The sequence below is a fragment of the Thiofilum flexile DSM 14609 genome (assembly GCF_000380185.1).
Classification (GTDB): Bacteria; Pseudomonadota; Gammaproteobacteria; order Thiotrichales; family Thiotrichaceae; genus Thiofilum; species Thiofilum flexile.
In genome coordinates, this window is sequence record NZ_KB904762.1 from 14,558 (window position 1) to 27,107 (window position 12,550).

The following is a 12,550-nucleotide window of genomic DNA, read 5'->3' on the forward strand; positions in this document are numbered from 1 at the left end:
ACCGCATGAATTAGGACGATCTATGGTCAATAGATTGGAGTAAATCAATATGCAGCATTTGCCCAACGGCCTCTAAGGCTAGTTCCGAGCTGGCTTTTTGCGTTAAGGATAATAAGTAAGCGACAGGTAAATAAGCACCACCACTTAATTGATTTACTTTAAGAACCTGCTCTATTTTTGCAAAAATAGGTTGTAGTTGGGTTAAAAGTGCAGGGTAAGACGGCTGACGAGTACGCAGCGTACTAATCAGTTCATCAAAGTTTAACACTAACTCAGGAGGAGCGAGTGATGGCTCTGATACACCTAGCGCTTTGAATAAAGTGGGCTTTAAGTAGCTTAAGATATCCGCTTGTTGATTAGTTGTATGCCAGTCTTGGGTATCCCAATGCGGCTCAAGGCATTGTAAGAACTGCATTAATACCTCACCCACCCGCCAAGGTTGTAATACCAATTCTTGTTTAAAAGGGGTTAGCCAATCCGGCGCTAACTCTAATTGCACCATCCGATGTTGTTCGGAGTGTTGCACATACTGATGAGAGCCTAGTCCATAAATATCGGGAATCCGTCCCGCCCGCCAAATACGGCGGCCTTCACGCACCAAACGCTGTATTGTAAACCACGCGTCCTGACCATAGAGCTGCGTAATGGTGGCTTTATTCAGGGGGACATTCAAACCTAAATTAAGGGGTAAATAGACACTAGCCTCCATTAGTTGCACTTGAGTGGCTTCAATGAGTGCTATGGAGTCGCGCCCGCGTTGTTGCAAAATGGCTAAAACCTGCTGGCCTAACGCTTGAACCTTAGGCCAAGTATCATATTGCAATACATCAGAGCCACTCGGTTGGGCGGCAAAGCGTACCACTTTATGCAATAGCATAGTCCAGGTGCGGATATTGTTGAGGTAAGCCCGTTGTTGAGCAGGGGAGATAGGGCTAGGAAAGCGTAAACGCCACAGTAGAGCGGGATGGTCTTTAGGGTTAATATGTCCTGCAGCTTGTTCTGAGGCATAGTGGCGCGGGGTATCCACGGCAACAACACCCGCGCGCTGGGAGGTATCACAGACACCGATATAATGACGCACATGATCGATACTGAAATTTAGTAAAGATCGGCTTAAAATGGGGTCTTGTAAGGTTTGACGGGTGATAAAACGCTCAATAGGATTACGGTGTGAAGTACCTAAATACCATTCTCCGGGGGTAATATAACGCAATACATCACGCTGTTTAGAGCGCCAATTATTTTTAAAAGCAATGAGATGTAGTGCTTGCTCTGCTGGCAACAAAGTAGTAATCAAACGGGTTTGCTTATCGAGTAATAAGATCTTATTAAATAATTCAGATGAGCTTTTGATTCCGTTATCATGCCATAGGGAATGAATCGCAGGTAAATTGAGCTGATAGTGAGAAGCAGGTAAAGGGCGTGCGTATTGCAAATGAGGGTTTTGTGCCATCCACTGATTAGCTTCCTCCTCCGTGAGCTGAGCCAATGAGGGCGGTTGTGGGCAGTGTAAAGCCATAGAGTGAGCCACTTCGTGATAAGTACGAGGCTGATACATCCTGAGATCCTAATAAAAGCAGTATAGGGCTTGCTATAGCTGCGGATGTATCCTTTTACCATTGAGAGCTTGGGGTAATTAGCTAAAATGGGCAATTTTCCAGATGAAAGGTAGAATTAAAGACTATTTCATAGGGCTATGCCTATTGTTTCGTCGCTTCTATTAATAAGGAAGATTAATGAGTCAGTTAGTACTGAGTGGTAGTGTGATCACTACTGCATATACCTTACCGATTATGACAACGACTGACCTGATGGATTGGACATTGCTAGGGCAATGGTCGGTTAGTGAAGGGCAAGAGCGTCAGCTCATTACCTTACCTACAACAGCCCTGATTCAATTAGAGTTTAATGAGGGGCGTAGTCAGTATTTAAGTATTGCTGAGGCAGAAAGGCGTTATCAATTAGATTTTACCAATCCCCCCCCGGCTTTGGTGACTTTGCGGGTGTTTCAGCTTGAGATTACTCACACAACCGCGCCACTGACCACTTTGCTTAATCTAGAACAGCAATATGCACGTTTAGGTCTATATCAATTTGCTCCTCATTTACCCTTTAGCTTAAAGCCTATTAATTCAGCGCCCTTAATTAAGCGTACTCAGCCCGTCTTATTGTTGTTTCCAGATGCATTGCAAAATCTCACCGATAGTTTTGCTACTTGGTGGGAGGCACGCCCTAATTATAATCCTAATAGTTATCTAGAGCGTTTACTGCGTCCCTATGGTCAGCAGGTGTTTGGCCTACAATATTCTGCTTTTATTACTCACCCTCTACAGACCTTGCAGCAATTAGTGCAATGGTTACCACAAGAGGTGGAGCTGCATTGTATTGGCTATGGGGTGGGGGGCGTACTGGCTGAATTACTCGCGCAAGGCAGTCAAGCAAGCTGGGATAATAGCTTGACTGAGCTTGAAAGCGCTGGGGCAGCCGAGTTAGCTAAAGCACTAAAAACCTTAACCCAACACCTGCAAAGTAAGCAGATTACCGTTAGCAAAGTGGTCACTTTAGGTGCGCCTTTGCGGGGCTGGGGCTTGGTGAATTTAGAATTCAGTGAATTAGTGAGCTGGTTGAATGCTGTACAGCAACAGGCAGATCCCTCCGCGACACCTAATCTTGATTATCGAGTCACATGGCTAGGGCTAGCTGTAGCCTTAAAACTCATCCCTAGTGATCTTGAAGGTTTACTGGCGCTGCAGCCCCATAGTGATTTGATTCGTCTTCTGAATAATCCACAAACTCAACTCATAGGGCAGGCTGCGCAATTAGTTAGTCATAAACAAGCTGATACTTTAGATCAGTGGTTAGCGGATAATATCAGTACACTGGTTAGCTCAGAGGCTTATGATGGTGTGGTTAGCCTACAAGCAGCTTATGGCGGTGCGCAACGTAGTGAAGGGCATTATGCTTATATAGCACAGGGTAAAACTCAGCATTTTAATTATGGCTGGGATAATAGTGTATTAGAGCGGATAGTGTCAGCCTTACAAACGCCTATATTGGATACCTATTGGCAATTACCAGAGCCGCCTAAGGCTGCTTATCGTTCCGCTCCTATAGCCACAATGCCCGCTACCCAAGGCATAGCGATCTTTATTCCGGGGCTATTAGGCTCTGAGCTATTAGTTGGTGAAAATCCGGTATGGTTGGATGAGTCCGCCTTACATTGGGGTGATTTTGCCAAGCTTACTATGAGCAATGCTAAGGTACAGGTGGGTGCTGTCATCAGTGAGCACTATACCCCATGGTTAGAGTATCTCAGTACCCATTATCAAGTTATTCCCTTTGCTTATGACTGGCGGCAAGCCACCTCGGTGGTGGTCAATCAATTAGCGACCTTATTAAAGTCATTATTACAAGAACGTAAACAGCAAGGGTTGAGCTATCCGATTCGGATTGTTGCCCATTCAGCCGGTGGTTTTATTGCGTGGAGCTTAGTACAAACGGAGCCGCTGTTATGGCAGCGTTTAACCGTAGAGGCGGATACGCGGATTTTATTATTAGGTGCGCCTTTGCAGGGGACAGCACATATAGCTCAATGGCTATATAGTGAAGAGCGTTTCATTGAATATCTGAGTAGTGTGGCAGGGAGAAATAACCAGCGCGAGACTATTGCCACCCAATTAGCTAGCTATCAAGGACTAGTCGATTTACTCCCCGCAGAGTTTTTAACCCCAGAGAACTGGACAGATCAGCTTAACAAGGATGCAACTTTGCAAGAGCGCCTACAATCCGCGCAAACCTTGCAGAATACTATCAATAGCGGGCAAAGTCTGAGTTTAGATCGTATCGCCTATGTACAAGGGGAGAGTGGTTTAACGCCTGCACAGCGCAGCCAAGAGGCCAATTGGTTAGCGACCCGCTCTGGTGATGGTGTGGTGACTTGGCGCAGTGTACCTAGCGTGTTGGCACAATGGCGGGTTCCCTTAGAGCATGGGTTGATGCTGAATAATGCCCGTTATTTTTCCGCCTTCACCGAACTATTGGAGCAGGGGCATACTACGGCTTTAGAGCGGGTATTACCTACAACAGCTAGTGAAAGCTTAGTGCGTTTACCCCCTTATACGCTCAGTCTTTACCCCACTATTGAACTGATTCGGGCGGCAGCTTTTGGCTATCACACCCTTGAAACCAGAACAACTACTTTGCCCCCCGTCGATTTATGGGTTACTCAGGGAAATCTGGAGCATGTGAGCCGCATATTAGTGGTGGGGCATTATGAGGGTAATGGGATTGTCAGTGCTGAAAGTGCTTTGGATCAGCGTTTAAATGGGCGTTTACGAGAATTACACCGTTTAGGTATCTATCCTGCGGCTTTGAATACAGCCGATTTGATTTTAAATACTGGCAAGCAACCGGCAGGTGCTTTGGTTATTGGCTTAGGTGAAGCGGGTAAACTCACTACTCAAGCACTCACCCAGACGTTTGCTCAGGGCTTATTACGTTATGCCATGAGTCAAATGCCTATGATACACGCTTTAGGCGATGCCGGGCATTTTACTAAGGCATTGAATATCAGTAGCTTATTAATCGGTACTCAGGCTAGTGGTTTAAGCCTGCGCGAGGGTTTGCTTGCGATTTTGCGGGCGGTGCAAGCAGCCAATACGGCTTTACTTAAACTCGCAGGCAGTCAAACTGCGCTACGTTTTCAATCATTAGAACTAGTCGAGCTATATGCCGACAAAGCTATTGAGGCTGCTAAGCACTTACAAGAATTAGTGCAGCAAGGCGAGTTTCAGAATGATTTTAGTCTCAGTAGTTGGGTACGTAATCTACCCGGCGGCTATAGTCGGGTGGTGTATAGTGAGGCTAGTGGCTGGTGGCAGCGTTTGCAAATTATAGGGGGCATGCAGGGTTTAAGCTTTTTAGTGTTGACCGAGCGGGCGCGGGCTGAAGCGATTTTACAGCCCACACAACGTCAATTAGTCGATCAATTTGTCTCCAAAGCGATTAACCAAGCAACAACGGCGGAGAGTTGCGAGGTGGGTAAAGTATTGTTTGAAATGCTATTACCTAATGCTTTAAAAGAGCAAACATTACACTCTGAGCATTGGGTATTAGTCCTCAATAGTGAGGCCGCTGCTTATCCTTGGGAGTTATTACAAGATCGCCAAGATCCAGACCAGATTCCGCTAGCGGTACGCACCGGATTAGTACGCCAATTACAAACCACACAATTTAGGCAAGTGGTATTAAATCCCAGTGGGCGCTCAGCTTTGGTGGTGGGAGATCCTGTCCTTACTCTATTGCCACGTCTATCGGCAGCACGGCAAGAGGCTCACAGTGTGGCTAATTTATTAGAGCAATATGGCTTTAATGAAGTGGTGCGGGAAGTTGAGAGCACGGCTGAATCGATTATTTGTGCTCTGCATAATCGTGAAGTACGGGTTCTGCATTTAGCAGGACATGGCGTCTATCACTATAACCGTGGTGATGGTGAGTTAGTGACGGGGATGGTGATTGGTGATAATGAGTTTCTAACCGCCGTTGAAATTGAGCAAATGCGCCAAGTCCCCGAATTGGTATTTGTCAACTGCTGCCATTTGGGCAAAGTCGATCAAGAGGTTAGTAGCTTAAGCCAAGCAAGCACAGAAGAGCGCCATCAATTTGCCGCCAGCTTTGCAGAAAGCCTGATTGCTATGGGGGTGAGAGTTGTCATTGTAGCCGGTTGGGCAATTAGTGACTTAGCCGCACGTTTATTTGCAGAAACTTGTTATCGAGCATTATTAACAGGGTGCCGTTTTGGTGATGCGGTATTACAAGCACGGCGTGATACGTGGCGAGTTTACCCCAATTCTAATACTTGGGGAGCCTATCAATGTTATGGTGATCCAGACTATCGCTTAGTACAAAGCAATGCCTTGGGTGAGGATAGCAGTGAGTATAGCGATGTTCCGCAGTATATAGCGCCCATTGAGGTCAGTACTGAGCTGGATAATTTAATCAATGCTACCGATAGTTTGCGCCTAGGTGAGTATCAATGGTTACTCAATAAGGTTAATTTAATTGCCCAAGTAACACCCACCGATTGGCTAAAAGAGGCTGGTTTATTAAGTCGATTAGGGCGGGTGTATAGCAAGCTAGATCAGTTTCCCCAAGCATTGCAAGCCTATAAACAAGCCCTCTATGCCGAAAAAGCCGAGTATCTCATGAGTACTTGGGATGATTTAGTCAGTGTCTTAACGGCGTATGGGTTGCAACTCCATCAATCTCCAGCCTTATTAGAGCATAATCCTATTGCCACTACGGCTCAGGAGCTAATGGCAGAAGCGCTAAAAATACTCGATTGGCTAGATCAATTAGGGCAAGTGGTAACGCCACCCCCCGGATTTATTAATGGCTCAACATTAGGGCAGCCCCAAAACCGTTTAGAAGAGCGTGCTAAGTATTTCAAACGCCTTAGTATGATGGAGCAAAATGAAGCCCAAACCCATACGCTAAAACTGATGGAGGCCGCTTATTGGCGGGCGCATAGTGAGTTTTGGAATAGCAAGCGGCAAGTTGCCCCTTATCCCTTGGTCAATTGGTTGACCTGCCGTTTAGTGCGTTATCATCGTCAAGAGCAATTACTGACCGAGGGCGATTGGGGTATTTTAACAGAATGGCTAGCGCGCGCCGAGGCGGAGGCTAATAGTGAGGAACAGCATGCCCCTACGTTTTTAACGGCGGTGAATCAAGCCGAGGTATTGCTAGTGCATTATTTAATGCCTGATAGTCAGCCTAATTTAGCGACTATTATTCAATATTATGAAAAGGCACTAGAACGCGGAGCACCCCCGCGTAGAATTCGCTTTGTAAGCGAGCATCTGGAGTTTTTAACGGTTATGTTAAAACAGACAGTTTTTGTCGAGGCAGAACGCCAAGCCTTGCAGGATTTAAAAGGGCAATTAAAACAACGCTGGCAACTACTACCTGTTAATACTTAACAGGTAGTGAGAGTTAGCCAATAAGCATTTATTGCGCTTTAGGTGTTTCAGCCGCAGGTGCAGGAGTGGCGGCTGGCGTTTCAGTTGTTGTAGCAGGTGCCGCTGCCGCAGGTGCTGCAGGAGTAGGGGCTTGAGCTGCTTGCAGGGCTTGTTGAGCTTGCATTAGTTGGCGTTGTTGTGCCTCCATATATTTCATGAAAGCCTGACGTTGCGCTTCTAACTGTTGCTGTTGTTGCTGCAATTGTTGTTGCTGAGCTTGGAAGTTTGGCGTTGGCATTGCTGGCATAGCACCGGCTGGTGGCATCATCATGGGAGCGCCCATTTGCGGCATCATCATAGGTTGAGCGGGCATGGGCATCATATAGGGGTTATAACCACCACCATAAGGGTAGCTGCCGTAGGGGTTAAAACCACCACCATAGGGGTAGCCGCCGGTATAACCGCTAGTATTACCTGTACCGTAGCCATAGCCGTTACCATAGCCATTCCCTAAACCATAAAGATTACCACGAGTATTGCCACGGCCTTGCCCATAGGTATCGGCATTCATATCGGTATTACCTTTACCTTTAAAGTTGAGCGAGAAGTCCATTTCACCATCGCCCGTACCACGCCCACGTCCCCAACCACGAGCATCACCAGAACCATTGCCAGTGCCTTGACCCTGAGCATTTGCAGAACCTTGTGTATTGCCCTGACCGGTTGCGGTTCCATTGCCGTCACCATTATCAAAGCCATTGAAGAAATCTGCACTAGCTGTACCAGCCGTTGCTAATAAAGCAACCAATAAAGCGATATTAATGTGTTTCATAATGAAGCCTCTAGCGTCATAAAAAATTGATAATGTAATATATTAGAATATTCTAATATTGCACTTATCAAAAAGCAAGCATAATTAATCTGGTTCGAGAAATACCCGATTACTGTCATCTCACCCCCCTATCAAAGCCTTATTTCAGGTAGCATGCAGTATCACTTGCTTAATCTTGTATCATGCTATGCCATTACAGGTTAATTAAAAAGGTGCAGGGTATGGAATTAGGGCCATTAATGCTTGATCTCACTGGGGTAGAGTTAAGCGCAGAAGAGCGGGAGCTAGTGAATCATCCCTTGATCGGGGGGATTATATTTTTTAGTCGTAACTATCAATCAATAGAACAATTAAAAGCGCTCATTGCTCAGATCAGAGCAGCCTCCAAGCGGCGTTTATTGTTATCGGTTGATCATGAAGGTGGGCGGGTACAGCGTTTTCGTGGCGAGTTTACGCGCCTTCCTTCCTTGCGGCGTTTAGGTGAGTATTATGCTATCAATCCCGCACAGGCTAAAGCTCAGGCTAAAGAAGCCGGTTGGTTAATGGCGGCTGAGTTGCGGGCGTTAGATATTGATTTTAGCTATGCCCCGGTATTGGATTTGGATTATGGCGTGAGCTTAGTGATTGGTGATCGCTCTTTACATCGTGATCCGACTATTGTGAGTGAATTAGCGCTGGATTATATCCAAGGCATGCGTGAGGCAGGCATGGCTTCCACAGGCAAACATTTTCCGGGGCATGGTTTTATTGAAGCGGATTCACATCACGCGATTCCGATTGATTCGCGCAGTCTTGAGCAAATTCAGCAGGATGATATTCAGCCCTTTAAAAAGCTGATTCAGGCTGGATTGAATGCGGTGATGCCGGCTCATGTGATTTATGAAAAGGTTGACCCTAAACCGGCTGGTTTTTCTAGTTATTGGATTCAAACGATTTTGCGTCAAGAGTTAGGCTTTCAGGGTTTAATTTTTAGTGATGATCTCAGTATGGAAGGGGCGACTGTCGCGGGGAGTTACGCGGAGCGTGCTCAGGCTGCTTTAACCGCAGGCTGTGACATGATTATGGCCTGTAATCGACGGGAGGGGATTATTGATATTTTGGAACATCTGAAATATACCGTCCCACCGGCTTCACAAGTACGCATTCAAGCCATGCAGGGTAAGCCCTTTATGAACCATACTGCGCTGTTGCAGAGTACACAATGGCAACAAGCCCATCATTTAATGAGTACTTTAGGGTAAAAGGTGGCTTAGAGATTGAGAGCGCTTAAGCCTCACGGTATGCTGTTAAGCTTTTGCGGAGTGAGTTTATGAGCATTACAGTCGAACAAGCCCAAACAGCCATGCAACACGCCGAGTGTTTGCATTCTGCAGAAGCGGTACAAGCTGCTATTAAATCTTTAGCGGCGGATATTACTGCGGTATTAGCGGATAAAGATCCCCTCTTTATTTGTGTGATGAATGGTGGGTTAGTCACGGCGGGGCATTTATTAGCACATTTACCTTTTCCGCTACAGGTGGATTATTTGCATGCCACTCGCTATCGCGGTGAGACAGCGGGGGCGGCTGATGTGCATTGGCTGTGCCGTCCACAAAATAGTCTGAAAGGGCGGCATGTATTATTAGTTGATGACATTTTAGATGAAGGGCATACCTTGCGTGAGATTGTGCGCTGGTGTCAGGCTCAAGAGCCAGCTTCGGTGCGCGTCGCGGTCTTAATTGAAAAAATTCATAATCGTCGTAATCCTGAGGCTCAAGTGGATTTTTGTGCCCTACAAGTTCCAGACCGCTATGTATTTGGGTTTGGTATGGATTATAAAGAATATTGGCGTAATGCTGATGGTATCTACGCTGCTGGAGAATAATAATGACTGATTATATTGATTTTGCGGTTATCGGGGGCACAGGCTTAACAGCTCTGGAGGGTTTAGAGATTATCCATCGGGAAGTCGTACATACCCCTTATGGCGAACCATCCGGGCAAATTACCCACGGTCGGATTGGTGAGCACCGCATAGTGTTTTTAGCGCGTCATGGCTATAGCCATACCATCCCTCCACATCAAATCAACTACCGCGCGAATATGTGGGCGCTCAAAAGTATTGGGGTGGAAAAGGTGGTTGCCATCGCCGCCGTAGGAGGTATCACCCCGGCTATGCAGCCGCAAGCATTAGTCATTCCCAATCAGATTATTGATTATACCTATGGGCGTAAACATACCTATTTTGATGAGGGTTTGGAAAAGGTTACCCATATTGATTTTTCTAAGCCTTACTGTGAAGAACTGCGTCAAGCCTTACTTGTAGCCGGTAAGAGTTTAGGGGTAATTGATGGAGCCACTTATGGCGCTACCCAAGGCCCTCGTTTGGAAACAGCGGCTGAAATTCAGCGCATGGAGAGGGATGGTTGTAATGTGGTGGGTATGACGGCGATGCCAGAGGCTGCGTTAGCACGGGAGCTGGGTTTATGTTATGCCAGTTGTAATGTGGTGGCTAATTGGGCGGCAGGTAAGAGTGAGCAACTGATTACTATGGACGAAATCTACGCTAATTTAGCGCAAAGTATGGGGCGAGTCCGTACCCTGCTGCGTAGTTTAGTGTGTTAATGAGAGGATACTCAGGGAGGAGTCGGGTGTGGATAACAATCGTTTTACCCAAACTATCGAGCTTACGCTGAAGCCTTCGCGCTACTTGTTGAGCTTTATTGTGGGCATACATCTGTTGGTTGCCATAATAGCATTGAGCACGCCTGCTTTTCCCTTATGGATTCGTATACTCATGGCAATAGTCGTGGGTATTTCGGCTTGGCGCTCGTTAAAGTTGCAATATTGGCATAGCTCTATGCGTTCGATTCACGCTATTCGTTGGCTAGAGTCAGGTGAGTGGCAGATCCAAGTAGGTACGGACTCACCATGGCAGACCGTTGCCTTAGCCAAGCAAAGCTTTGTCAAACGGTGGGTCGTGATTCTGGGGTTCACTCATCCTAAGCTGGGGTATGTCAGTGCTATTATTTTGCCCGATGCACTCAATGCAGACCTATTACAAAGCTTGATAATGCGTTGGTCAGTCGGTAGTTCTTAGTGTGCGATGATTTAGTTTTTCTAACATGATACCTTGAAATAAGTCGTTTGTTGCAGTGCAATAAAGCGACTAGACTTATAGGCGTAGAAAGAAAAAAAATAAATAGTTTAACCCTATATAAGGAATATCGAAATGACAATATTAAGTTTAATCACCACTACAGTTCGTCATGGTTTAGAATTGATCGAACGTACCTATACTCGCCAACAACTGTTAAAACTCAATGATCGTGTATTAGCGGATCTTGGCATGAGCCGTGAGCTATTAGAGCAAGGCACTAGCGCGTTTCCTTGGAAAACGGCTGAAGCATTAGAAGCTCAAGTGGCTCAAGTGAACACTGCTCAACCTGAAGTGGCAGTAACACGTAAACCACTAGAAACTCCCCAAGCTCAACATGGAACTATGACGACCCGTCACTCCTATGTGTAGTTTGAGGCCTTTACAGACACTTGGCTACGTTGCCGTTCTTGGGAACGTTGATGTAGCCAAGCTGGTAAGGTAAGGCTCGCTAAAAATAATACTAATACTCCCGCTTTTTGCCAATCAGTTAGACCATACTCACCCCAACGAAAGGGGATATAGCAGTACAGTAGCACTAAATGAAAAGCAAATACTTGTAACGAATGTTGCCCTAAAAATGCCAACCAACGCACAAAACCCAGATTAAAAAACTGCGGCACAAAGCGCATCAAACCCTGCATTATACCAGCAATCACATAGGCAAGCGCCAAGAAATTAATTAAGCGTAACCACGCAATGCTTTCTCTATCCGTATGTGCATAAGCTTCTAACCAACCGGTCTGAATATAGTGGTGACGCAAGAGCCACAAGCCAATCACCATAACCAATGCAAATGACCATGCGCTAGGCACAATAGGCAAAGGTGCGCCTTGGTTTTGATAACGTTTAAAGCCTACCGACATACCTAATACAAATAGTAATTGCCAGCCTAATAGATCAAATGAGCCTAAGCCTACAATGAGTTTATCAATAGCAAATAGATGAATGAGATAGTTTCTTAAATCCCATTGTGCGGTTAGCCAGATCACAAATGAACCTATGAGTACCCAATGTATTCTGCCCTGAGCCATTAAACGCAAGGCTAGGGGGGCGATTAGCATTAAACTGACATATAAAGGCAAAACATCTAACATAGGGGGCTGATAGATTAATAGCATACCCGATAACCATGCCAACCAAGGAGTTTGCTCCATAGCAATAGCATAACTTTGCCACGGGGCTTGTAGTTTAAGGCTCGTGAGGGTAAAGATGAAAACACCTAATAAGGCCAGCCAGTGATAAAGATAAATGGTTCCTGCCCGCTGCCAAATCCGTTTTTCTAGCTGCCAATGTGGCTTATTGATATAACGGGAATAGATTAAGCCTACTAGTAAGCCGGATAAAAATACAAAGCCCTCCGCCGCACTGACAAATCCTGCCATTTCCCAAGTATATTTCATAATGGGTTCGCCGAAATGATCCATTGCCATGATGAAGAGCATCATGCCCCGCAATACGTCGAGGGAAATGTCACGCCTCGATGCAAGTGTGGGGTTAGAGGTTTGAAATGTTTGCATGTTTGAGTAACCTATAATATTTTCATCCGCTACACTAGCGGGCTAACTAGAGCTATGCGATGATACGCGCCGTTTGTAATCACAAGCTTGGCCTACGAAACCC

The 12,550-nt window shown here is 46.0% G+C and carries 9 protein-coding genes; 6 read left to right on the top strand and 3 right to left on the bottom strand.

From position 1 onward, the window contains the following. Positions 1 to 10: 10 nt before the first annotated feature. A complete protein-coding gene (locus A3IK_RS0108470) occupies positions 11 to 1,558 on the bottom strand; it encodes a hypothetical protein (RefSeq protein WP_020559552.1) in 1,548 nt (515 codons plus the stop codon). Positions 1,559 to 1,736: 178 nt separating this feature from the next. Between A3IK_RS0108470 and A3IK_RS0108475 the strand changes: the two genes are divergently transcribed. Then, positions 1,737 to 6,980 carry a CHAT domain-containing protein gene (locus tag A3IK_RS0108475; protein ID WP_020559553.1) on the top strand — a complete coding sequence of 1,748 codons (5,244 nt, stop codon included), beginning with the start codon at positions 1,737 to 1,739 and terminating at the stop codon, positions 6,978 to 6,980. Between the two features lie 28 nt (positions 6,981 to 7,008). Here A3IK_RS0108475 and A3IK_RS21110 read toward each other — a convergent pair whose 3' ends face one another. After that, positions 7,009 to 7,791: a hypothetical protein gene (locus tag A3IK_RS21110; protein WP_020559554.1), complete on the bottom strand. Its 783-nt coding sequence runs from the start codon at positions 7,789 to 7,791 to the stop codon at positions 7,009 to 7,011. A 221-nt stretch (positions 7,792 to 8,012) separates the two neighbouring features. Here A3IK_RS21110 and nagZ point away from each other — a divergent pair, with 221 nt between their 5' ends. The 5 genes from nagZ (at position 8,013) to A3IK_RS0108505 (ending at position 11,299) form a co-directional block, all read left to right on the top strand. Continuing rightward, positions 8,013 to 9,032 carry a beta-N-acetylhexosaminidase gene (nagZ, locus tag A3IK_RS0108485; RefSeq protein WP_020559555.1) on the top strand — a complete coding sequence of 340 codons (1,020 nt, stop codon included), beginning with the start codon at positions 8,013 to 8,015 and terminating at the stop codon, positions 9,030 to 9,032. A gap of 68 nt (positions 9,033 to 9,100) precedes the next feature. Then, positions 9,101 to 9,655, top strand: a complete 555-nt coding sequence (locus tag A3IK_RS0108490) for a hypoxanthine-guanine phosphoribosyltransferase (protein ID WP_020559556.1) — start codon at positions 9,101 to 9,103, stop codon at positions 9,653 to 9,655. A gap of 2 nt (positions 9,656 to 9,657) precedes the next feature. Then, positions 9,658 to 10,395: an S-methyl-5'-thioinosine phosphorylase gene (locus A3IK_RS0108495; protein WP_020559557.1), complete on the top strand. Its 738-nt coding sequence runs from the start codon at positions 9,658 to 9,660 to the stop codon at positions 10,393 to 10,395. Positions 10,396 to 10,423: 28 nt separating this feature from the next. Continuing rightward, positions 10,424 to 10,870: a protein YgfX gene (locus A3IK_RS0108500; protein ID WP_020559558.1), complete on the top strand. Its 447-nt coding sequence runs from the start codon at positions 10,424 to 10,426 to the stop codon at positions 10,868 to 10,870. Between the two features lie 132 nt (positions 10,871 to 11,002). Next, positions 11,003 to 11,299: a YjiS-like domain-containing protein gene (locus tag A3IK_RS0108505; protein WP_020559559.1), complete on the top strand. Its 297-nt coding sequence runs from the start codon at positions 11,003 to 11,005 to the stop codon at positions 11,297 to 11,299. On the opposite strand, the gene opgC is transcribed toward A3IK_RS0108505, so the two are convergent. Then, positions 11,290 to 12,447 carry an OpgC domain-containing protein gene (opgC, locus tag A3IK_RS0108510; RefSeq protein WP_083915700.1) on the bottom strand — a complete coding sequence of 386 codons (1,158 nt, stop codon included), beginning with the start codon at positions 12,445 to 12,447 and terminating at the stop codon, positions 11,290 to 11,292. The genes A3IK_RS0108505 and opgC overlap by 10 nt on opposite strands. Positions 12,448 to 12,550 lie beyond the last annotated feature (103 nt).

Excerpts from the sequence above, each read along its gene's own strand:
- A3IK_RS0108505 (WP_020559559.1), top strand. The coding sequence starts at position 11,003 with ATGACAATATTAAGTTTAATCACCACTACAGTTCGTCATGGTTTAGAA.
- opgC (WP_083915700.1), bottom strand. The coding sequence starts at position 12,447 with ATGCAAACATTTCAAACCTCTAACCCCACACTTGCATCGAGGCGTGAC.
- A3IK_RS0108495 (WP_020559557.1), top strand. The coding sequence starts at position 9,658 with ATGACTGATTATATTGATTTTGCGGTTATCGGGGGCACAGGCTTAACA.
- A3IK_RS0108490 (WP_020559556.1), top strand. The coding sequence starts at position 9,101 with ATGAGCATTACAGTCGAACAAGCCCAAACAGCCATGCAACACGCCGAG.
- nagZ (WP_020559555.1), top strand. The coding sequence starts at position 8,013 with ATGGAATTAGGGCCATTAATGCTTGATCTCACTGGGGTAGAGTTAAGC.
- A3IK_RS0108470 (WP_020559552.1), bottom strand. The coding sequence starts at position 1,558 with ATGTATCAGCCTCGTACTTATCACGAAGTGGCTCACTCTATGGCTTTA.
- A3IK_RS21110 (WP_020559554.1), bottom strand. The coding sequence starts at position 7,791 with ATGAAACACATTAATATCGCTTTATTGGTTGCTTTATTAGCAACGGCT.
- A3IK_RS0108475 (WP_020559553.1), top strand. The coding sequence starts at position 1,737 with ATGAGTCAGTTAGTACTGAGTGGTAGTGTGATCACTACTGCATATACC.